General features: G+C 44.5%; 13 protein-coding genes. 11 read left to right on the top strand and 2 right to left on the bottom strand.

The window, feature by feature from the left end:
- The first annotated feature begins 325 nt into the window (after nucleotides 1–325).
- Nucleotides 326–2,227 carry a T9SS type A sorting domain-containing protein gene (locus EMP01_RS14815; protein WP_129022339.1) on the top strand — a complete coding sequence of 634 codons (1,902 nt, stop codon included), beginning with the start codon at nucleotides 326–328 and terminating at the stop codon, nucleotides 2,225–2,227.
- A 358-nt stretch (nucleotides 2,228–2,585) separates the two neighbouring features.
- On the opposite strand, the gene EMP01_RS14810 is transcribed toward EMP01_RS14815, so the two are convergent.
- Nucleotides 2,586–2,963 (bottom strand): winged helix-turn-helix transcriptional regulator, encoded by a 378-nt coding sequence (locus tag EMP01_RS14810; protein ID WP_129022338.1) that lies wholly within the window; start codon nucleotides 2,961–2,963, stop codon nucleotides 2,586–2,588.
- Nucleotides 2,964–3,089: 126 nt separating this feature from the next.
- Here EMP01_RS14810 and EMP01_RS14805 point away from each other — a divergent pair, with 126 nt between their 5' ends.
- From EMP01_RS14805 to EMP01_RS14760, 10 genes are all read left to right on the top strand, one after another.
- Nucleotides 3,090–3,881 carry an SDR family oxidoreductase gene (locus EMP01_RS14805; protein ID WP_129022337.1) on the top strand — a complete coding sequence of 264 codons (792 nt, stop codon included), beginning with the start codon at nucleotides 3,090–3,092 and terminating at the stop codon, nucleotides 3,879–3,881.
- Nucleotides 3,882–3,901: 20 nt separating this feature from the next.
- Nucleotides 3,902–4,219 (top strand): nuclear transport factor 2 family protein, encoded by a 318-nt coding sequence (locus EMP01_RS14800; protein WP_129022336.1) that lies wholly within the window; start codon nucleotides 3,902–3,904, stop codon nucleotides 4,217–4,219.
- Between the two features lie 321 nt (nucleotides 4,220–4,540).
- Complete coding sequence (locus EMP01_RS14795; RefSeq protein WP_129022335.1) at nucleotides 4,541–4,789, top strand: VF530 family protein; 249 nt, start codon at nucleotides 4,541–4,543, stop codon at nucleotides 4,787–4,789.
- Nucleotides 4,790–5,020: 231 nt separating this feature from the next.
- Nucleotides 5,021–5,431 (top strand): hypothetical protein, encoded by a 411-nt coding sequence (locus tag EMP01_RS14790; protein ID WP_129022334.1) that lies wholly within the window; start codon nucleotides 5,021–5,023, stop codon nucleotides 5,429–5,431.
- Between the two features lie 39 nt (nucleotides 5,432–5,470).
- Nucleotides 5,471–5,884: a hypothetical protein gene (locus tag EMP01_RS14785; RefSeq protein WP_129022333.1), complete on the top strand. Its 414-nt coding sequence runs from the start codon at nucleotides 5,471–5,473 to the stop codon at nucleotides 5,882–5,884.
- Nucleotides 5,885–5,979: 95 nt separating this feature from the next.
- Nucleotides 5,980–9,429 (top strand): hypothetical protein, encoded by a 3,450-nt coding sequence (locus EMP01_RS14780; RefSeq protein WP_129022332.1) that lies wholly within the window; start codon nucleotides 5,980–5,982, stop codon nucleotides 9,427–9,429.
- A 38-nt stretch (nucleotides 9,430–9,467) separates the two neighbouring features.
- Complete coding sequence (locus tag EMP01_RS14775; protein ID WP_129022331.1) at nucleotides 9,468–10,916, top strand: MBL fold metallo-hydrolase; 1,449 nt, start codon at nucleotides 9,468–9,470, stop codon at nucleotides 10,914–10,916.
- Between the two features lie 46 nt (nucleotides 10,917–10,962).
- On the top strand, nucleotides 10,963–20,337 hold the full coding sequence (locus EMP01_RS14770) for a hypothetical protein (RefSeq protein ID WP_129022330.1): 9,375 nt from the start codon (nucleotides 10,963–10,965) through the stop codon (nucleotides 20,335–20,337).
- A gap of 176 nt (nucleotides 20,338–20,513) precedes the next feature.
- Nucleotides 20,514–21,236 (top strand): 3-ketoacyl-ACP reductase, encoded by a 723-nt coding sequence (locus tag EMP01_RS14765; RefSeq protein WP_129022329.1) that lies wholly within the window; start codon nucleotides 20,514–20,516, stop codon nucleotides 21,234–21,236.
- 142 nt (nucleotides 21,237–21,378) lie between these two features.
- Entirely contained in the window at nucleotides 21,379–21,822 is a 444-nt protein-coding gene (locus tag EMP01_RS14760) for a GNAT family N-acetyltransferase (RefSeq protein ID WP_129022328.1), read from the top strand.
- A gap of 181 nt (nucleotides 21,823–22,003) precedes the next feature.
- Here the strand turns inward: EMP01_RS14760 and EMP01_RS14755 are convergent, their stop codons facing one another.
- Nucleotides 22,004–23,968 (bottom strand): FG-GAP-like repeat-containing protein, encoded by a 1,965-nt coding sequence (locus EMP01_RS14755; RefSeq protein ID WP_129022327.1) that lies wholly within the window; start codon nucleotides 23,966–23,968, stop codon nucleotides 22,004–22,006.
- Nucleotides 23,969–24,116 lie beyond the last annotated feature (148 nt).

The raw sequence follows: 24,116 nt of genomic DNA, 5'->3' as shown, positions 1-24,116 counted from the left end.
AAATACTCCATCACAGGCTTTGAAGTAAAATCCAATTCCTAGTGCAAGAATCACCATAATACATGAAATACATCTCTGACGTTTCACAAGTTTACCAGGGAGAAATGTCGGGGTTGCGCTAACAACTCTGGCGGATAATGTGATTTTTTTATTGATATGACAATGATGAGTACAGCTATATTTTTGACTTTTATCAATGCTATAATCATAAACTAAAAGTTACGTATTTCTTCAATATGTTCATTCAGGTATTACCCTACTTTTATTTGACAGATATAATTTCAATATATCTTCGACCGATAAATTCACCCAATATCAAACAATCATGGAACAACTTTATTTTTTATCGAGGCTAAAAAAGTCACTGGTATTATCTTGCCTGATGGTCTTAACGATGGGACTGGCTGAAGAAGCACAAGCCCAGACAACGATCAGCGGTACTGTATTCAGAGATGATAACCGCAATACCATAATCAACGCTGGCGAAAACTTTTCTGTTCTGCCCGTTCAACTATATATATATCTGGTTAATAACTCAAACATCATTATTGACTCCGCTTATGTGGCAGCGAACGGAACTTATACTGTTGATGCTGTAAATAATAGCGGATTTACCCTACACCTTTCGACGCTGCAATATGCGATCAATGCCAATATTGTGAGCACACCGATTGACCATACACCACCTACAGGTTATGTAACAACAGGTGAGAATACCAGCAACTCGGGTTTTGGCGATGCCAATCCCAATGGCATTATTCAGGGAAACGTGGGTACAACCCCATTGCTCAACAGGAATTTTGGTATAAGCTGTAAACGAGCCGGTAGCACCGATACAAATAATCTCTGTGCAAACGAAACCTCCGTATTACCTCTGGATGGTTACCAATCACAAGTCGGTGATGCAGGTGGCGCCTGGACATACCTGTCAGGATCAGGCTTTAACTTTAATGCCACTGCGGGAACCATACAGCAGACAGGCAGTGCTTTAAACAGCGTTTTCCGTTACGATATTATTGGTGCTGGAGGATGTTCCAATAGTTTTAGCACACAGACATTCCTCATTCGCCCAATACCGGTTAGTACTCAAAGCCTAAGCATTTGTGCCGGCGATTCGGTATGTATCGTTCATCCAGACATAGGTGCTAGAACAATTCATGCCAGTGAAAAAGCATGCTATACCTCCAGCGGTACGTATTCAGACACATTAATTGGCGCAACACAATATTTCTGTGACAGTATCATAATCACAACGTTGACCGTAACGCCCTGTGGTAGCCTGGAGATCAGCGGAAGCGTGTTTAACGATGGTAACAGCAATACGATCATCAATGCCGGAGAAAATTTTACCACATTACCCGCGCCTTTGTATGTGTACCTGGTCAACAGTAATAATATCATAGTTGATTCTTCGCTTGTTGCAGCTAATGGAAGTTATACACTACAGGCATCATCTAACCAGACCTATACGGTTAAACTGTCTACACAGCAATACCCGCTGGGCACAAAAGTGCAAACCACGCCAATCAATACAACACCTCCAGCAGGTTGGAACACTACCGGCGAGAATGGTAATAATAATACAGGCAGCGGTGATGGAACGCCGGACGGATCATTGACTGTAATTATGGGCACAAGCAATGTAAACAACAAGAACTTTGGCATTGTCAACTCTACGCCATTAACCGTTAACATGCTTTCTTTCAAAGCAGCTAAAGTTAATACAGGCGTGCAACTTGACTGGTCGACAACAATGGAGCGCAATAATAAAGGATTCAATGTAGAAAGAAGCAACGACGGAAACAGCTGGAGTACTGTCGAATTTGTAAATACTAAAGCAGAAAATGGCAATAGTAATGTAAAGCTCGACTACAATTTCATGGATAAGGATGCTGTAACCGGTAAAAACTTCTACAGGTTAATGCAATTAGATCAGAATGGTAGCTTCCACTATAGCAGCACGATACTGATCACCTTAGACAAAGAGCATTCCGTATCTGTTTATCCAAACCCGGCTTCAGATGAACTGATGATAGATGGACTTGCGGAAAGTGCTGTTATCAACATTATTAATACACTGGGCCAGAAACTGCAGACAAGAACGGTTACACCAAATGAGCCGCTAGTGCGTATGAATATTTCAGCTTTGTCAAATGGTGTATACTATATCGTAGTTACTCATGAAGATAAAAAGGTAATCAAATACCAGATATTCATCAAAAAGTAATCCATAGAATTTAATATCTCATTTATATCTATCCCAGGGAGGCTGTACCATTCGAGACAGCCTCCCTGGGATTTTAAATACCTGATTCCCTTTTATGAAAGAAAAGAGTTATTCCAGAGACCGCTTTTACAGAAGTTCGATTAAAGCCCCATCCAGTTCGCAAAAGACGATATTGCATAAATACACAATGCCTGTAAATACACTATTTACAGGCATTGTAGTTTATCGATAGACTCAAACCGGATAGAAGTTATTAAGCTTTAATCCCATAAAACAGTTGGAGTTGCACTCCCCTAGCTTGCTAATTTTTAAAAGTTTCAAAAGAATGAACCCATTTATTAAATTGAATCCATGAGTACTATAATTCATCAGATCGATTATTTTCAATCCTCTTTAAGATTACTCTTTTCAGTCTCTCTTCGTGTTCGTCACCCCATATTCCCAATGAAGAAATTACTGGAATCAAGCTCTTACCAAAATCTGTGAGGGCATATTCTACTTTTGGTGGAACAACTGGATAAATTGTTTTTGTAACAAGCTCATGGTCCTCCAGTTCTTTCAATTGGATATTTAAAACCCTTCGCGAAGCATCCGGAATTTTACGCTGCAGTTCACTTGGGCGTTTATATCCTTGATCAATAAACCAAAGCAAGCGGATTTTCCATTTGCCATATAATACCTCGCCTATAAGATCAAGACCACAGTTCAGGTTGGGAATTATTTTTCTCTCATACATATTTCAAAATTAAGGTATGTTCCGATTTGTTCAATAGGAGAAAAATTTATCCCTATATGAATCGTAACTCCGTACTTGTCCAAACTGTTTTTATCCTCCAATTTTGTCCTATAAAAAATTCTAAAAATGGAACAATCCAATTTCAACAACGAGTTATCAGGCAGGATCGCATTGGTTACAGGAGGCACAAAAGGAGCCGGAAAGGCCATTGCAGAAAGACTATTTCAGGCTGGAGCAACAGTGATTATTACCGCAAGAAACGCGCCAGAAAAGGAAAATAACCATCTACATTTTATTTCAGCCGATTTAAGTAAGGTAGAAGGCACTCAATTAGTAATCAATGAAGCCTTGTCGACTTATGGGCAACTTGACATCCTTGTGAACAACCTTGGCGGATCTTCTACGCCTGCAGGCGGGTTTGCAACACTCAGCGATGAAGACTGGGAATCAACACTACAAACCAACTTGCTGGCTCCGGTTAGACTGGACAGAGGATTTTTACCACAAATGATCGAACGAAAAGCCGGTATCATTATTCACGTTGCCTCAATACAGGGGAAATTACCACTATACGATTCTACTTTACCCTATGCAGCTGCAAAAGCGGGATTGAGAAACTACAGTAAAAGTTTATCGAACGAGGTTAGCCCTAAAGGTGTCCGTGTACTAACCGTTTCTCCGGGATGGATAAGAACCGAAAATGTAAAAGTGTGGTTGGAAACAATTGCCCGGAATGCAAACGTTTCTATAGAGGAGGCTCAACAGGGTGTGGTGGACGCATTAGGGGGAATCCCTTTTGGAAGGCCAGCCGAACCTGAAGAAGTAGCAGAACTGGTTGGTTTTCTTGTTTCACCGAGAGCCAATTATCTAACAGGAACTGAATTTGTTATCGACGGCGGTACAATACCAACTATTTAATCATCTTAAAATATAACAAAATGAATTTACCAAACATTATCGCAGAACTTGTAAAAGCACAAAACGAATTTAACAGTAAGGCTTACGCAGATTGTTTCGCAGAGCATGCGGAAGTATTTGATGAAGGCAAAAGCCATACCGGAAAAACCGAAATTCAAAGCTGGATTGACAAAGCCAATAAAGAATATAAGGCAACTATGGAGCCATTAGATTATGATGAAAGTGAAAACATTTTATCAGCTAAGGTTTCAGGAACATTTCCAGGAAGCCCGATTGTATTGAAATATAATTTTCAATTTTCTAATGGGCACATTAAATCCTTGAAAATAACCGGTTAGCATTCTAATCGTCAGAAATTAATCAAAGCTGAAGTATATACCTCAGCTTTTTTTGTTTAGTTTAATGTGGGCAACTTCTTTTGAATTGTATTCAAATGGTCAGTCTTGCTATCTTTTTTGTATTTGAAGCATTAATTGATTTTAAAATATTGTCTGTAAACCAGGAGAAATCTATCGGAATTGCATTATAGGTCTGGCCACTTAATTATAAGACATTGCATATTTCTCAAATAATATACAGACAAAAACTGCCAAATAAATAATCTCATCAGTACTTTTGCAGTATTAATAATCATATCGTCCATTAAGGACAACCATATTATGGAACAATCCAAAGACCCATTGCACGGCATAAGACTCGACACCATCCTGGAAGAGCTGGTAGAATATTACGAAGGTTTCGAAGGACTTGGTGAGCAAATCAATATCAATTGCTTTACGAGTAATCCAAGCATTAATTCCTCTTTAAAGTTTCTCCGGAAGACTCCCTGGGCGAGGGCTAAGGTAGAGAGCCTGTACTTGTATGTATTAAGACAAAAGCAGAAAAGGAACAGATCGGAAAATTCTTAAAAAAACGGGGGCAGCTTCCCGGATGATAAATATATTCTCAACAAAAAGAGCAGTCGTCACCGACTGCTCTTTTTGTTTTTCCGCGATCCATTAACCTAAGAGAAGGGCGGTCAACAAAAACACACAATAACGGGAAAAATACCATAAGAGAACCCGTTAATACACCCTTGTACAGCAGCCTGCTATTTCCGTGCTTTACTAAATATTATAACTTCTTAAATGCAATTCCAAATGAATAACAACATCTCACAAGAATTCGAGACCTTAGATTTACTGGCACTGAGGGCACTCGGCGGCCCGGCAACGTACACCAAACAGATCGGTTACGGCCTAAGCTACCTGGCCGCAACGGTACTTGTTTTTGGTGACAATTATGACCAGGTAAAAGTTACGTTTAACAACTCTGCCGGACAGTTATCACCGACATCGGGCATCTTCCTGAGTCCGCAGAATACAACAGTTACAGACCAGGTGCTGAATGCAGGTCTGATGACGTTGACGATCACTTCGATAAGCCTTGAACCGCCTACTCCCGACAATAAAGGTAGCGTATCATTAAGTGCCTACTGGACCAACCTGAACGGTACTGGTAAAACGCCTTATAATGGTCCGATTGCTACCTGGACTAACCCTCCTTCTTAAAATTAATTTTTCATTTTCATCATTTTCAAACAATCCAACATGAACAACCACATTGCACAACTCAACGAAACGCTGGACTACCAGGCGCTGCAGAAAGATGGCGGCCCTGCCACGTATACCAAACAAATCGGCTATGGCCTGGGTTACCTGGTGGCAACCGTAATCGTATTTGGCGATAACTACGACCAGGTAAAGGTTACGTTTAACAACTCTGCCGGACAGTTAAACCCTGTTTCCGGTATCTTCCTGAACCCACAGAACACGATTGTTACAAACCAGGTACTGACTTCTGGTCTGATGACCCTGACTATTGCTATTATCAGCTTTGAACCGCCTACTCCTGATACAAGAGGTAGTGTATCTCTTACCGCATCATGGACTGACCTGAATGGCTCCGGCAAATTCCCATACACTGGTCCGATTGCCAACTGGACGAACCCACCTTCTCAATAAATATACAATATAGCGCAATCCTTAATGAAGCGCTGCAGATATCAACCCCGTTTGCAGCGCTTTTTTTGTTCTTTAATTTATTAAAACCAAAGCCAGTGTCCAGCATATCATTCTCCAACACCAGATCAGCAGACAAGAGACTGTATACTGCTGACGATACACCGGCAAACAGCGGCTGGTGCGCCTGCTTCCTTATTGCTCCGGCCAAAGAAACGCTGACCATTACAGAGACCTGGAAAAGCAATAATAACGCGGTATACCTGTACGCGGCCAATGCCCCGGCCAGTGAACCCGATTTTATCAAACAGCTTACGGCTTACCTAAAAGCCTTTAATTACAATAATGCATTTCTCTGGATTAATGATACCGGAAATATAACTGCACAGACGGTCAATGCTATACTGGCTACCATTACGCTTACCGGTCAGGTGTTCACGCAGACCGCCAATATCCTGTTCGGCAAGTACATCAACTTATCTATCAGTGTCAATTGCCTGGTGCGGCTGGACAGCAGCGGCCAGTTTTTTACGATCAGCCAGGGAACGATAACCTTTTCCAACAAAGTAGCGACATCCAGTTCGCAGATTCTCAATAAACAGATTTACCTTTCCATGACCGGCGCCAGCCTAGGCTGTATCCGGTTCGGACTTAATTTCAACGGTGCTACAGACTGGCAAGCCTATAACACAGGCCTGCAATATTTTTATCAATCCGGTGGTATCAAAAGCATTGCATACCCTCTGCTGAGTAAAACATATCTGCCGCAGATACCCTTCCAGGCCAGCCTGGACCCGGTCAACCAGTTGAATACAGATAACCGCCAGAGAACCTTCCTGGCCTTCAATTCCGGCAATACTATATTCCCCACAGGACTTAATACCAGCCTCGGGAATGCACTATATATACAACCCCGTATCGGCTTTATACCCAATACGGACAAACTACCATTTGACATTCCCCTACCGGATATGGCACTATTAGTATTCAGTAAAAGCGATAAGGCCAATGTCAACAGCAATTATTTGCTGATGCAGGGTGGCTTTCATATCTGTACTACTGATGCTAAACCTCCTGCCACCAATCCGCCGGTAAATCTGCTCTGCGGCTTATCCGGTATAGAAACGATTCTGTGTAATCCGCAAACGGCCACCTATGCTGGCGATCTGCTGTTTTTTACGGTTAATCAACCGGCCTATGCGCCGCTGTTCCCTATCCAGGATGGTCAGGATACAGCAGGCCAACCCTTACTGACCAATGATTATGTAACGGCATGGGCATCGATAGTACCATTTACCACCGGCAATGCAGTCGACAGTAATAATGTTGCGATCAGCTATCAATCGCAGCCGGAGGGCTCTTCACTGTATGGAGCAGGGACCATCAGCACAAAAACCAGTACACCATTACTGGGCTTCTATGCTCCCGTCACCGCCTACCTGCAGCAGGCCAATAAGTACACCAGCTTTCCTATGGCCTTTTACGGCTCTTTTGATAAAGGCCTTATCAATGGTGCAGACATTGCTGAATTCGAAAATAAAATCATCAATCCCTGGCGTAAAAAAACAATTGAAACAGCTGCATTGCCGCAGCTTATTGCGCATCACCAAAAGCGCAAACAACTCAAAACCGTTGCCGGAAAGCCATCCACCACACCGCAGGGATTAATGGTATATGTTGATGAGGGAAGCCAGAAATGGACAGACCTTATCCTGGCAAAAAATTATAAGGGCACTGACCCTAATCCAAAGCCGGAAGATGTACTCACTATGGATTTCACAGACCTGAATCCACGATTGCAGAGTGCCTTCCAGACCAATCAGCAATTCTTGGTGATCAGCTTTAATAAACCATTGCCGGAATCTTCTGCAGAAGGGATACTGGGCAACTTCAACAACACCATTCAACTGGAGGGCTGGCCCTTTATGCTGAATGTGCCGGAAGCCAATACTTATGGTCAATACAACAATGTACTGATCTTTAAATTCTGTAGCGGAACGGTAATGGATCGTGTACAAAATCCGGCCTTATGGACCAATAGCAACGATTTCAACGAGACCGGACAGAATGGTCTGAGCACGCTATCAGACTGGCTTACCGCTTATGTACAGGATGGTGTGAATCGTGGTAAGGATAAGGTTAATCCTGATCCTGACTTTGTCAATTTTGCTAAAATCGCCACTGATCCGGACTGGAATGGTATCCTGGCGCTGAAGACAGACATCAGCCTCTCTAACTTTCCGGAAGCGCTACAGGGGCTGCTTGCGGGCATAGACCTGTCCAAATTTAATGCACATCATTTTGGCATTAATGCCAACCATGTATCTGCGACGATTAATGATACCACAAAGCTGGTAGACATTACGATGGATAACCGAAGCTCTATGTTCTGTCTTATCTATTACGTAGATCCGGCATTTGCGCCTTATACCAATGATATCAATGCTTATAAGCAAACGCTCGATTTCAACCCCGTCAGCAACTTCGATTTTAAGACACTGATGCTGAAAGTGCTTTTCGAAAATTCGAAAATAAAAAGTTTTAAAAGTTATATCCAGCTCAGCATCTATGAGCTCTTTGGCAGCCCAACGAAACAAACACCAGGCAGGGATAATATCCTGATCCTGTCTGGTAGTTATGAAGACCATAATGGTGCGCCGTCCTATACCTTCAATGGTTTTGACGATGATTTGATACCAGTAGACAACCCGGTATTCGGCGCGGTGGAAGTATCACGCTCCAACTTCAGTACGCTGACACCAACATTGATCAGCCAGCAGGAGAAGCTGGTACATGCACAATTCTCTTTATGGGGTTATCTAAACTTCAGTAATCCTAAGGGTATGGATGTATTGTCCTTTGGTTCGGCAGACACCTCCAGGGCTAAGGAAGGGCTGGCCTACTCACAACTGCTGGTCAATATGAACTTCAGCCTGGATACCCCTGCTATAAAAAAATTCGAGTTCAACATAAGCCAGATCACGTTCGATATTCCTTCCAGCCTGCCGCGCAAAGCCAGCCTGTACAATCACTTTCCGATCAAGCTGACCGGTATGGTGAGCGGCGATGCTGGAAACCTTCCGGCCAAGCTGGACTTTATTCCGATCGCTACACCAGATGTAAGCTCATCGGGTGTACCCTCCGGTAAATGGTACGGACTCATCTATGACTTAAATCTTGGTACACCCGGCGCGCTGGCCGGCAGTGCGGGTTTCAAGTCTAGTATGATGATTGCCTGGTCTGTAAGTGACGGCACAATATTTACCGGAATCAAACTGCCCGGACTCAGCTCCCAGAGCAAGTTACTGAGCCTGCAGGGTGTTTTAAAACTCGACATCGGCACCATAAAACTGCTCATGGCCAAAACCGATAACAGTGCCAATGCCGCTACGGCATTCCTGCTGATGATGAACAATATCACCCTGAAGTTCTTAAGCAAAACATTCCCTTCCGGGGGCAATATAGATTTCTATCTCTTCGGCGATCCGGATACTACTACCCAGCCCTCCAGCCTGGGCTGGTACGGGGCTTACCAGAAGAAAAGCTAAACGAAATAAATATCAATGCAATAAAACACCTCCCTATTATGAACAATACCGCATTTACATCAAGAGCCAGTGAGTATAAAAGCAGTATGTGGCTTTTATACATTGCAGCCGCGCTACTCTACTCTTTAACAGCCTGTAGTCCAAAGCTATCCAAACCACCACAATCAGCATCGGCTAGTACCTCTTCCGGCAAACTGATGGTGGGTAGCCCTGCAGTTAAACTGGAAATTCATCATATCAATATCAACAATGGCGATGCCTCGGTAATCAGGATCGTTCATGCAGATGGTTCTGAAACAAAGGTGCTGATTGACGGTGGACAGATGTCTGCAGATCAAAGACTGCTCCCATATTGCAATGCCATGTTCAAGGATGCCAGCTTCAAATACGTCATTCTTACACATTATCACAACGATCACTACAATGGATTATTGGCACTGGGAGATGGCACTATCAGAGGCGAATATTACATAGACCTGGGTGGATATAACATGGATGGATTTGTCTCAAGCGGTAATTTATCCAAGATCCAGCCTGCCGACAATACCTGTCCCTGGACAGATACAACCGGAATATTCGGCGGCACCATGGATGACTATATTACAGCGATTGGTAAAGCTGCAGATAACTTCGGATTAAAACGCTATACCCCAATGACGACAACATCTGACAAGATCAGTGACCTTATTGGTGTGGTTGTACCCATCGATACTTTTATGATCGGAACGAAGACCTATCCCATAAATATGCGTTGCGTGGCGCTATGGGGGTTCACTATGAGCAGCACCGGTACTGCTGTAGACAACTGGAAGAATGGTGCCAGCAAAAATGATCCCTGTATTGCATTCGTACTGGAATGCGGAGAATTTCGCTATTTCTTTGGAGGTGATATGGGAGGTGATCCGACAGGAAGTTATATAGACCAGGAAACAACACTGGCCGGAGGATTTCAATACCTGTATAAAGGTGCAAAATCTTATTACAATCCGGGAGCCTCTTATGATGGTCACGTCTGTGGCTTTAAAGCCAACCATCATGGCAGTGCCCATAGTAATAACAGTACATTCTTAAACGGTATGCGACCAGGTGTTTGTGTAACTTCTGCAGGCAGCAATGAAGCGTGGCATCTACCATCTATTGACTTTTTGAAAAGACTGGCAGCAACAATTCCCCTAACACCGGCTTCGGATATACCCACCTTTGCTCCACCTTTTACCAAAGCTCAAGGCTTCTTTTTCACTAACCTATTCAATTTTACTGCGGGCAACTCCCTTACAGTCGCTAATGGCCTTTTTGCAGCACGCAATAAAACGGGCTATCAGTATGGTAATGCCCCGGGGCAGTTCAAGAGAAGCTATCAGGTAATCGTTGCTTTAAATAACAGCGTGATCAATTTTAGTAAACAAAGTACCTATGGAGTCGTCTCTGTAGACAGTGCTTTTAAAGTAAGTCCATTCCTTACCGTAATTGGTTGTCATCAGCGATAGTAGCCGCCGCAAAACCATATTTCAAACCCACGAATACAATCGTATTATGAGCCTGCAACAAATCGCTACCGATCTTAAAAAAAAGGTCAGCAACCAGCAACTCGCGCTGGATAACAGCATTATCAAGCAAGACAGTTTCGCTTTTTTGCTTTCCTATTTCACAAATAATATCATTAACCTTACAGGTATCAGCGATCCTGATAAACAGATTGCGGTAAAGGATAGTATACTGACCATTACGGCCAGTCAATCTCAGTACAAGCTGAGCACCAATGTAACCATTACCCTTACGCAAAAGGATGATGACAGCATCCGGAGCGACTACAATACCAACTTTACCAATATTACATTCAGCGGACTGAGCAGCTGGGGTATTATTCCTACTACGGTATTCGATCCTTCTGTGCTGCCCGTGCTGCCTTTCGATACGGTAGGGATGAGCATCAGTTCGGAACAGGGCGTACAAACCTGGATGGCTGCCAATTCCAAAAACACGATGGATCTGATCGGATCTATAGGTCTTAAATTAAATGGCATCGGGTTTTCGATCTTAAGATCGCCCAACCCGCTGGAAGGTGGATATGATACATCATTTTCACTCAAAGGAACATTCCTTTTGGGTAAATCAAACCTGAGCATTACGGTACAGGTTCCGGTCAGTATAAGTACTCCAAGAGGGCAATGGCTGATCGGCCTCCAATCGACGTCTACACTAGCCGATGGCATTGCAGACCTTACACAGATTGCCTTTGGCAATAACCTGTTCGCTTCTCTACCCCCGGGCTTCCAGGATGCTCTGCAGTTCAGCATTTCAGAACTGATGATCGTTTTCTCTTTAAACACCAAAGAGGTTAAATACATAAAAGTCAGCATCAACAGACCGGAGGACAAACCCTGGCTGGTAGTGGATGGATTTACCATCTTAAGTGCCGGGGCTACTTTCAGCCTGAATAAAAAACAGGATAAAGGTTTTGCCCTGTCTACCTACATCTTCGGCAAATTCCTGATCGGAAAACCAGAGTCTGCTACTAAGGTATACCTGAACGTAGAGATGTCTATACCCGGTGGCAGTAACGACTGGGTTGCCACCATCAGCGGATCGATCAATAACAATGGTTTTGATACGGTTTTTTCCTCTCTGCCCACAAACAGCGGACAGCCTATGCCTGCATTCCCGGTAGGTCTTTCGCTGGAGCAGATCACCCTCGACTACCTGACCATTGCTTTTAACCCATCCTCCAAAACACTGACGGCTGTAAGGTTTAGCGTAACCAGTATACTGGAGCTGAATATATTTGACCTGCTGAAAGTACAGAACCCCTATGCAGCACTGGACATTACCAATCCCAGTCTGAGTACACAACGCAGCATAACGGGTAAGGTAGGCGGCAGACTGGAAGTTGCTGGTATCCCTTTCGATGTATTGGCCAACAAACCGGCTGCCAATACCGGATGGACCTTCTCTGCGGCTATGCCGGCCGGGACTTCCATTCCCCTCCTCGACCTGGCTAAAAAATTTCTGCAGACCTTAAACATCACTTCGCTTCCCGACTGGGTCAATAAGGCTTCACTGGATATTTCAGGAGTAAAGCTTTCTGTATATATGCCTACGGCTGATGCTAAGGATCAGAATAAAAAGTACCATGTAGAAGGTTCTGTAAAGTGGGCTATTAATGTAAATAGCTTTGTGCTGCCCTCGCTGACGGCGACCGTAGCCATGGATTATACCAACGGTAAAGCCACAGGCACTATAGCCGTAGATGCTATTCTGCTGGGATTACCATTTAAAGTGGGGTACAAATTCGGCACCCCGGATACAGCCGTATACCTGGAGTGGCTGGGCATACAGGCCGATTACAAACACGACAGCACTACCCAGACCGATACCATCAGTATCACCTTCGCCAACATGTCGGTGGGAGAAATCATCACACACCTGATCGCCTCATTCGAGCCGGGCTTTACATTGCCCGCTCCGTGGAATGCCTTAAACTCTATCAACCTGAGTGGCCTCTCGCTCATCTATACTCAGAACAAAACAGATGCGACCAAGAATAAAATCGTTATTGCCTATACCAAAAAGATAGACCTTACTTTTATCCAGATCAACACAGTAACCATCACCAAAGATAATACCGGTGTATTCCTGGGCTTTGACGGCACCTTCCTGGGCATGAAGATCACTTCTGAGTCCACAGACCCTGAAGTGCAAAAACTTGCCGGTAAGGGAACAGATGTGCGGGATATGGGCAGCATACCGGTACCGGGTATGGGAGCACAGTACTTCGATCTTGAATATCTCGGTCTTGGTCAGCGCGTAGCCTTATATCCATATAAGGACCTGAAGACCGTTGAACAGGCTACAGATGCTTTAAAAAACGTCTTCAAAGCACCAGTGAAACCTGCACCTGGTCAGCCTCCGATACTGCCTATCAAAGCGAAACCAAAGGATCCTAACCCGCAACCCTCGCTGATCTTCAGTGAACAGAGTAACTGGCTTATCGCGTCCAGGTTTACCATTATCCAGGCGATAAAACTGGGCATCATTTTTAATGACCCTAACTTATACGGATTGCTGGTACAATTGGACGGTGATAAAATGAAAGCCCTTAACGGCCTCAAATTCCAGATCCTGTACAAAAAAGTCACCGATTCCGTAGGTGTCTATCAGGTAGAATTAAAACTACCGGATGCTGTACGGGAATTGCAGTTTGGTGCCATCTCTATCACCCTGCCGATCATTGGTATTGATATATACACCAACGGCAGCTTCAAGCTTGATTTCGGATTCCCATATAACATGGACTTCTCCAGATCTCTTACGGTGCAGGCATTCCCCTTTACCGGTTCGGGCGGATTCTACATTGCCTACCTTAATAATGTACCCTCAGACAATGTGCCCAAAACCACGCTGGGCAAGTTTAACCCTGTTATAGAATTCGGTCTGGGCCTGCAATTGGGTATAGGCAAGTCTATTAATAAGGGCATCCTTAAAGCCGGTTTCAGTATTACGGTAGTTGGTATTTTCGAAGGAGTCATCGCATTTTACAGTCCTAATACCGGTACACTGGGCAAAGACGAAACCTATTATAAAGTGTCCGCTACAGTAGGTATTGTAGGCAGGTTGTATGGCGAGATTAATTTTGCCATTATCTCTGCCTCACTGGACATTACAGTCTATGCTTATGTGCAGATGATTGTAGAAGCCTACCGTAAGATCCCGATCTACCTGGAAGCCGGTGTATCAGTATCGCTGCGGGTATCGATTAACCTCGGCCTGTTTAAAATACACATCAACCTGCACTTCTCTACTACTGTAAGTGCTTCCTTCACGATAGGATCGGATAGCCAGGCGCCATGGGATGTAACTGCACCTAAAGAAAAAAAGCTGCTGCAACATCGCAACGGTATGCTATTGGAGCAGCTGTATACACCAGTCAATCTGAAATGGCAACCGCTGATACTAACCGCCGCAGAAAAGCAGGATGAGCAGATATCTTTATACTTCTTCCCGCAACTTACTGTTGCCACCGATAACAGCACTCAGGCGGTACAATTTGCCAATATGCTGTACATCGATGCACCGGAAGATGGCAGTACGCAGGATGCTTCTTTAAACAAACTGGTCAAAGGCGTATTGTACTGGTGTATCAATGCTGCAATCAACAGCAGCAAGAGCAATACAACGCTGGATGACCTGAAAAAGGCAACGGTTACCAAAGACATCTTAAAGCAATTACACGCTTATCTTTCCGATACAGCAACCAATCCAAGTCCTGTTACCTATACTGATATTGAAGCATTCCTGAAAGCATACTTTACGATCAACCTTATGGATCCGGATGCTGCAGTAGCCAGAAACGCCTCCGGAACGCTGCTTACCGTTAATGCCAGTATCTTCCCTATGTTCCCGCTGCTGGAATTATCCTGGCAGCTGAATGGAAAGGATACTAAGCTCTCTGGCTATACGGTAGATGATACGTACATGAAAGCTGTGGCAGATGAGATCGCAAAACTGCAGGTAAATTACCGGAACAAACTGGAAAAGGATACCGACAGCGCAGCACAACAGGCTCATGGTGCCACTCAGGAAGACTTGCTGACTGCAGGAACACAATCCATGCCCACACTTGTATTCCAGGACTATATTCTGCTGGTAGCTAAAGCTGCATTGCAAGATGCGATAGACGAATTTGATAAATATACCTACGCGACAACCAAAAGCCTGAAAGATATAGTTACTTACTTTAACAGTCTCAGCTATACCCCACCTTCACCAGCCGATCCGGTTAAAAATGAACTGACTCCGGGTAGCATTGCTGTGGCTAATAGTGCAGTATTATTCAACAAAGACCGTGTTATAAATATTGCCGGAATCAAGTACCAGGTTAAGCATGGCGATACGGCTAAAATCATTGCCGATCTGTATCAGATTTCTGTAGCGCAATTAAACAATGAACAGAACAACAATATACAAGGGCTGATTGCAGAAAATACTAAAATACACATAACCGGTTTTGCAGACTACCCTGTTGCGGCAGGACAAACGATTGTACAAATTGCCCAGAGCATGACTGCCACTTCTGGCTCCGCTAATCCTTCAACAGAGCAGGTATGGAATGCTATTGCCACGCAAGCGGTATTACTAAGCCTGGCCATGCTGCAATTGCCGGACCTGAGTTATACCACCAAAGGGGATGACTCGTTTGAGCAACTGGCTACGCTATACGGCATCTCTATTGAGGACCTGGCAAATGATACCGCAAATGCGCAGATCGAAAACCTGTTTACCACAGCAAGCCTTTCGATTCCAGGACTGGAAGTACTGAATGTAGAAAATGTGGCAGATACTTTTGACACCACAGATAATATCGCCCGCATTTCCGGTATGGCAGCACGCTATTTCCTGCATGGTATGCGCCTGCCTGTGCCTGGTGATATGAATACTGTTTCGGCACTCTATGCGCTGACCGGACAGCAGTTCAGCCTGCCTGCACTGCTGATCGGAGACAAATTAAGCATTAAGCTAACCAAGACCAGCGATACATCTGATCCTTGCTGGCTGCAGCTGAATAATTCCTGCGCGGTAAGCAGCCTTACTATTCCGATCAAAGAAGATACCATCAGCCGTATACAGGATCTGGCCACCATTTCACTAAACCCTGATACTACGCCTAAACCGCCACAGGCTATGCCATTGGGTAAACAAACAGAAGAGACCTTTACACTGAAACCGGGTTTCGGCTGGCAATATCCCGGTAAGTTGACTTTACCGATCGGCACCGCTCCGGTACAACTGGCAGGTCAGCCTTCTATCTGGGGCTGCTCCGATGCGCTGATGAGCAGGATGCTTGCCCCTGCAGATAAAAACAATCTTGGTCTTGAAGTGATCAGACTGGTAAGAGAAAGCGCAGAAGGTGGTTTCAAACAGGAGCCGGTGAATTATGCATTCTCAACCGTACTGGAAGTATCGATACAGCAAATCACCGCTTCTGACGGCACACAAACGGGCAATACTTATGAAGTGATTGGTGCCAACGATACCAGTATTGTATTGCTGGAGCGACTGATACAATACATGAATGTTACGGGTAATGACAATTTCATTCAACAGATACAGGTATTATATCCGCCGGACAATACTGGAAATACCCCGACAGGCATGCAATCTGCGGCCAATGGTGACATCACCCTTGCACTGGTGCAGGCCAACCTGTCTACGGAAACCAACCCGGCTGTATTCGGGGTACCACTGATGATGCAGGAGGAATCTAAAAATACGCTCAATAGCTTTAAACAATTTATCAGCTATCTGTGGCAATGCAGCATTGTACGTACGGGTGGCTACTATCTGTATTACAAGACAGGTTCCGGAGATGGCTTGCCCACAACTATTTTCAGCAAAGGCCGCACGGCCAAGATCAGTGTGCTGATTACATATAAGGACAGCCTGTCTGTAAACTTTGTCAATAGTGTAGTTATTGCTACCCCTATCGATACCTCCAATACTACTGTTTATGTGAAAGCAGATAAATTAAGTACACTGACGGCCCTCACGACACCGGGCAATGCAGGCTTTATTCTGGAGCGCACTAAACCGGACGATTATGTACCGATCAACCCATACCCGGTACCCGCAACTCCGGATGCAAAGACACAGGATACCAACTACCTCAATTCCCAGTTCAACCTGGTTGGGTATCGTTTGATAGAGAATGACACGTTTAAAGGAGTGTCTTCTTTACTGCCTGCTGGGCCAACCCATGAACCCGGAGACAAGCAACTCAACAAATTAAAAGCCTTACCAGATAAGGCACTCGCCGAGGAAAACTGGAAATATAACAGTATTATTCCATTGGCTAAAAATGTAAAAGACGCCAAACGCATACAACCGGCAAAGAGTACTTATCCTGCTGCTACAGACGATCCATATGCCGGTATCGGCAGTAGTGTACAGGTACGTTTAAACTGGCAGGACATGTTCGGTAATACCATCAATACACCATTGTCCGACGGTACGCATGATATCACTTTAAACAATTTATATACCGATAACCTGTATACCCTGTCCCAATGGCCAAGTGTCACAGCTTACTATTCTTTCCCTGCTACGAACAATGTACCGCAGTTATTGGTCGACATCATCCTGGACCCGTACCGATACACGATTTCGGATAAAGTAACTAAGGCGGATGCCATCAGTAATGCGCAGATTGACCTGGTTACTTATCAGAAAATATACTTCCAGCTTATTCAGAAAGACATAAGTATAACACTCGAAAGCAGCATCAACAGTGAGGCGGTGCAGCCTGCATTCGCGGTGCAGGCCAGTATCTTGTCTGGCTATGCCGGAGATATATGGGCGTACCTGAATGCTGTAGTATTGAACCCGGAAACAGCTGTGGCTCCATCATGCATCTCTTTTAAAAATCCAATAGCACTACAAAATAGCGCACGGATATTTGAACTGACTGTGAATCTCACGATTAAGCGAACTGCTCATGTAGATCCGTTGTTTGCCGCAGTATTGCCGGTAAGTATGGCTGCTATTGCCTTAAAACCGGTTACCCGTGCAAGTGGTTCCGATACATCCGACAAGAATAAAGTCACGTCACTTACGGCATTTGCAACAGAATTTGAAGGTACATTCAAAGACCTTCCGGCTGCAGGCAATTTCCTTAAAATAGCCACAGGACTGGACAGGCTGGACAGCGAGGAAACGGATAATAAAGTATGGGTAGTGCATTTTGATACGAACGGGCAGGATGGTATCTATTACACCATCGACAATACACAGCAATATTTCTATGCTCCGGTGCCCTTGGCCAATAACCTGGAAACCTATGACAAAGTAAGTATCAATGAGTACAAATCCGGCGAAAATTACCCTTACGGCACACCACAATTAAAGACATTCTCTGACATTGACCTGGACAACTGGGGCAGAACTTGCCTGGAAGCCATTGACAGCTTCCTCACTGCTGAATACGCGACGCCGGCTTTCCTGATTGATAATGGCATCAGCCTGCAAAAAGTACTGGATGCGAAAGAACTGATCGCAGAAGGCATTGCCGGAAATGTTGACATCATCATCCAACCGGAAAACCCGGATGAAAGCAGCAGAAAGCAAGCCAGCGAAAAACTGAAACAACAGGTGCTGATACAGTTATCCAATGCTTACAGGATCAATACGATTGTACAAAATGTAGTGACGGTGAAGCATGGATTCGAGGGCAGCAATGAACCGGTAGCCCAGGGACCGTTTGTACCTCAGCTATATGGCTCAATGTCCGGTACCCTGAGCGATACCCTTATGGCCAAACATGCTCTTCTGGGTGCGGCAGAAGTACCCTCTGAAGAGTATACACTGTCAACTGCAAAAATACCTTTAGGTAATGGCAAGTCATACCTCACCTATCTGTTCGATGCCAAAGAAGCGGACAAGCACAGCAGCTTTAACTTCAGCGATATGACCTATAAGGTTGCTTATATTGAGCACCAGATAGACAAGGTGGACAATATGGGTGATTACCATGCCTCATCCTGGCTCACGATGATTATTCCGCTGGAGTCCTCTATGGCCGCTGTAGGGCCTGTACAGATACCGGTTGCATTGAGAAGTTATCCTACTCCACCTTCGCTTACCGACCAGCAGATCGTCTATGCCGCATCGGGAGGTCCCGATACCCAAACGACTCTTGAACAAGCAGTATTATGGGACTATTCATTCAGTTACCTTCCGCCAAAAGCCGGACAGGACCAGATACATGCGCAGTTGCAATTTAATACCGGCGGGCAGGGCCAGTTGAAGCATCAGTACTTCCAGGATGGAGACGGTAATTATGACCCGACTTTGCTCCCTGCAACATTAGCACAGTTCATTTCCGTTTATCCGGAGATTAAGAAAGATTTTGTTTCGGTATTGCTGCAATCACCTACCGATCCAAAAGCGGCCAAAGCGGTAGCTGCCTTTGCTCAGCTGATCAATAATGTTGGTACGGCCTGGAAACAATGGAAACAGGTTAAGGATGGCTTCAGACTAATGCAGCAAAATGCCCTACCCATTCTTACCTATGATTACGACATCATTGAATCTCCCTCAGACAACACACCTGAAGCCAAACTGGTGATCAAAGTATTGCCATCCGGAACCGCACCGGCATTGACAATGGACTTGCCCGGATATACAGCCGAAACGGACGGCAGTGGTACATTCTACAAAATGGTCAACAATAAAAAGGTTTATCTTAAATACGCAGATAAAACGACTGTTGCCAATCGCGACCTGAGCCTCTGCAACCAGAGCATACTGGAAGTACAGAATGCCTGGTCTGGTGTTATCCTAACCAGGAATGAAGATCTCGTCAGGAAAACAGATGGTACGTATAAAAAGACAATGGACGCATTTATTTACAAAACGCCACTGGTGAGGTTCTATAATGAACTGGTTCCTCTACTCGTATGTAATGAAAGTATTTATATTGCTGAAATTACCAATCCCGGCAAACCGCAGCAGCTCAACCTTGCAAGGCATCTGCAAAACCTGTTTAAGACTTTGCTGAGTAACAGCAATAACCTCAACCAGATGATCAAGGTAGAATGTCTGTATCAATATAACCTGAAAGGGACTGACGATTTTAACCAGATCACGATACCGGTATTACTGGCCACGCCTACCTTATTCACGTTAGAAACCGACTGGAATATCGGAACTGAAGGGGAGTACTGTAAGGATACAAATAGCTTTACCTGTAATATAACCACGACAGTGCTGTCCTGGTTTGCGGACAACCACCCTTCGCGGAATAATGGTTGCCTGAAATGGATTATAGAGCTGTATGACGCTTCAGGAAATAAGCTGCCTATTCTGAAACTGGACAACCTTGTATTGCCGGTCAAATATGTCAGTGAGTTAAGTTGAGTCTATTTCAAAGCGGATAATAATTGACCCGATGCACTTAAAACAAAGCGCTGTTGTGATACAATAGCGCTTTTGTTTGTAAAGCCAGACATAAAAGGCAAATGTTATGATTGGCAAAATCTATTGGGATACAACGTAAATATTGGGATTTTTGCAACTTAAAGATTTATCATCATATGCAATCATTACAAGGAAAAACAGCAATTATTACCGGTGCAGGTAAGGGTTTAGGAAAAGCTATGGCTGTAGCTTTAGCTGCTGAGGGCGTTAATTTAGGACTGATCGCCAGAACGGCTTCTGACCTGGAGGCACTGTCAGAAAGCTTAAAAGCTATAAACCCTGACATTACTGTAGCCTATGCCACAGCTGATATCGCACAATATAATGAAGTAAAATCTGCGGTAGCCTCCATTACTGCAACACTTAAAACAGTAGACATATTAGTTAACAGTGCAGGCATTTTCAAAGCGGGCGGGATATTGGAACTTCCGGTAGAAGAGTGGGAACAGGTCTTCAATGTAAATGTACTGGGCACCTATTATGTAGTGCGTGAGGTGCTGCCATTTATATTGCAGCAAGGCCAGGGTGATGTGATCAACATTGCATCAACTGCCGGCACCAAAGGAAACGCTAAACTGAGTGCTTACGGTGCATCGAAAGCAGCAGTTATTAATTTCAGCGAAAGCATGATGCAGGAACTGCGCAAATCGAACATCAGGGTGAGTACCTTAAACCCGAGTACTATTGCTACCGACATGGCATTAAATGCAAACCTCACGGACGGTAATGAAGAGAAAGTATTGCAGCCGGAGGACTTTGCCTTCCTGGTTGTAAATAATCTGAAACTGCCACAACGCGCGTTTGTAAAGGATCTGGGCCTATGGTCTACTAACCCTTAACAGGCTACATGCATCAGCAATACTGATCTGAATACACATAATCTGATAGAGTGCCACTCCTGTTTAGTGGCACTTTTTTATGCAGTATTGTTAATGCATTTCACGTTTTTAGTAATACTTTTAAACACTAAAACACCATACCATGCGCATCAGAGAAGCCCGGATCAGTGATATACCCTCAATACAAATAGTACGGAATGCAGTTAAGGAAAATATGCTTTCTGATCCGGCATTGGTAACGGACCAGGATTGTGAACTGTTTATAACCCAGCGGGGCAAAGGATGGGTCTGTGTTGCAGAAGATAAGATCGTCGGGTTTTCTATTGCTGACCTTGTGGAAAATAATGTCTGGGCACTATTTGTACATCCAGACTATGATAAACGAGGCATCGGGAAACAGCTGCATGATATCATGCTGGACTGGTATTTCACCCAGGGTACTACCACAATCTGGCTCGGTACTGCACCGGGAACACGGGCAGCCTCATTTTACAGAAAGGCCGGCTGGACAGAAGTGGGCACACATGGAAATGGAGAAATTAAGTTTGAAATGAGCGTCGAAAAATGGACCCAGATTAACCCCTAAATACAGCTGATAAGATCGCAGTATATGGCTGCGTATCGGCTTATTCCTTTATGCTGCATTGCCCTGAAACATAAACCAGCATAGTATTCAAAGGCCCAATCCGATCTGTTGCAATCCGGCTATAATGACAAAGCCTCCTGCTTATGTGCAGGAGGCTTTGTCATTATAGGATCTATCTGAATTATTGCTTCACAATTGTACTGCTGCGCTGTTCTGCACCAGTATTGAATTGCAGGAAATAACTACCGGAAGGTAAGGCCTGCATATCTACTGTTGTTTTGCCCGCTGGTAAAGTGTAGCTGCGCACCAGTCTTCCGCTGATGTCGTACAGGGATGCTGTACCAGGTATGGAGTTTACGAGCATCACCTTATCCGTAACAGGATTAGGATATACATCAAACTGCAACGTGGATTTGATTGTTGCGGTTACGATTTCGCTGTAGGCATATGCTCCATCAGCAGTAACCATTTTGATGCGGTAAAATAATTTTCCGTTCACCCCTTCATCTGTATAAGCATACTGTTGTGTACCTATACGGGATGCGGTAGTATAAATGGTCTGGAACGTACTGCCATCAAGGCTGCGCTGCAATTCCATTTTATCAGCAGCGTTATCTCCCACAGCAGTCCATCTTATAGCACAGTTACCCTGCTCTGTAGCTGTTGCTTTAATATCCATCAGTTTAATAGCCAGTATTGTGCTACCCGTAGTAAAGGTCAGGAAAGACGGGCTTGTTTCCGGCTCTCTTGTTCGGGTAAGGGGATCAAGGCTACCCATGATGATACCATCATTATCGCGCAGGGCCTGACGATCAAAGGTTACATAATATGCTGTGTTCGCAGCAAGAATCGTTACCGGGTTGATGGTGATTGTAGCAGTACCATTGCCCGTTACCAGGGCACCGGTTACCGGTATGGTTTCTACAATACTATTGTCGCTCAGTTTGCGAATATAGATATTCCCGGAACCTTTAAACATTACTTCACTGAAGTTGAGTACAATATTTGCATTGCGGTCTACAGCCAGTGCGCCATTTGCCGGAACTGTACTGGTTACTGCAGGAGCAGCACCGATATTGGTCAGGTAAACATCATTGCCTGTACCAGCTACGCGCACCCAGATATCGAGGTCGCCATCTGCATCTACATCGGCTACAGAAGCACCCACAGTTAATGCAAAGTTGGCAATACCGCTTGAGGAATATGCAGAGAAAGGATGAATGGCCGGAGTAGAAAAAGTACCCCCATCGTTCTGTATGTAAACCAAGGGTGTACCCACTGCGGTAGTATACAAGACATCAGGATAGCCATCTCCATTGAAATCCGCTACCGATGCTGCACCTACACCTCCTGATGCTGTAAATTCCAGGCCTGTGGGTAAAGCAGCACTTACATAAGTTCCGGCGTCATTGCGCATGTATATATCATTACCGGCATTGATCACCCTGAACCATACATCCAGATCACCATCGGCATCGAAATCTGCAATGCTGGATGAGGCGGTAAACGCAAAACCCGTAGGGCTGCTGGCTGCAAAATTTATAAATGGATTACCGCTACCGGGTACGCTAAAGGTACCGGAACCATTATTCTGCAGGTAGACAATGGCCCCACCCGCTGCTGTTGTGTAGGCGATATCGACTTTTCCATCTCCGCTGAAGTCGGCTACCGCAACAGCCTGCACGCTGCTGGCAGTGAATTCCATGCCGGAGGGCACTGCTGCACTTACATATGTTCCGGCATCGTTGCGCAGGTATATATCATTGCCGGCTCCTGAAGCCCGGAACCAGATATCGAGATCACCGTCACCGTCAAAGTCAGCGGTAGTAGAACTTGCACTTAATGCAAAACCAGCGGGTGTACTTGCGGTAAAATTTGCAAAAGGATTGGATGATGGTGTACTGAAGCTACCGGAGCCATTATTCTGCAGGTAGACAAGTCCGGCAGCTATACCCGAATGATACAGGATATCTGCTGCTCCGTCTCCGTTGAAATCTGCAACTGTATAAATGCCCGGACTGCCCGAGTTATACTCTAAGCCGGCGGGTAATGTTCCGGTGCTGTAATTACTTTGTGCGGAAGCTGCTCCTGCAGTGCACAAAGCACCAGAAAGCAAAAAGAGGAAATGTAGAGGATTATGTTTCATATTAAGGTGAATTATTCTAAATTCAAAAATAGAAATAAAATATTGATGAACATTCACTTATGTAAACAAAATAAAAAAATAATCTATTCCTAAATCTTGTTTTACATTTTTTATTTCATACATTTGAGTATTAACAAAAACTCCTCTA

The sequence above is a fragment of the Edaphocola flava genome (assembly GCF_004118155.1).
GTDB lineage: Bacteria > Bacteroidota > Bacteroidia > Chitinophagales > Chitinophagaceae > Edaphocola > Edaphocola flava.
This window is presented reverse-complemented; position numbering and strand designations above follow the sequence as displayed.

Coding starts and splice junctions, on each gene's coding strand:
- EMP01_RS14815 (WP_129022339.1), top strand. CDS start 326: ATGGAACAACTTTATTTTTTATCGAGGCTAAAAAAGTCACTGGTATTA.
- EMP01_RS14810 (WP_129022338.1), bottom strand. CDS start 2,963: ATGTATGAGAGAAAAATAATTCCCAACCTGAACTGTGGTCTTGATCTT.
- EMP01_RS14805 (WP_129022337.1), top strand. CDS start 3,090: ATGGAACAATCCAATTTCAACAACGAGTTATCAGGCAGGATCGCATTG.
- EMP01_RS14800 (WP_129022336.1), top strand. CDS start 3,902: ATGAATTTACCAAACATTATCGCAGAACTTGTAAAAGCACAAAACGAA.
- EMP01_RS14795 (WP_129022335.1), top strand. CDS start 4,541: ATGGAACAATCCAAAGACCCATTGCACGGCATAAGACTCGACACCATC.
- EMP01_RS14790 (WP_129022334.1), top strand. CDS start 5,021: ATGAATAACAACATCTCACAAGAATTCGAGACCTTAGATTTACTGGCA.
- EMP01_RS14785 (WP_129022333.1), top strand. CDS start 5,471: ATGAACAACCACATTGCACAACTCAACGAAACGCTGGACTACCAGGCG.
- EMP01_RS14775 (WP_129022331.1), top strand. CDS start 9,468: ATGAACAATACCGCATTTACATCAAGAGCCAGTGAGTATAAAAGCAGT.
- EMP01_RS14770 (WP_129022330.1), top strand. CDS start 10,963: ATGAGCCTGCAACAAATCGCTACCGATCTTAAAAAAAAGGTCAGCAAC.
- EMP01_RS14765 (WP_129022329.1), top strand. CDS start 20,514: ATGCAATCATTACAAGGAAAAACAGCAATTATTACCGGTGCAGGTAAG.
- EMP01_RS14760 (WP_129022328.1), top strand. CDS start 21,379: ATGCGCATCAGAGAAGCCCGGATCAGTGATATACCCTCAATACAAATA.
- EMP01_RS14755 (WP_129022327.1), bottom strand. CDS start 23,968: ATGAAACATAATCCTCTACATTTCCTCTTTTTGCTTTCTGGTGCTTTG.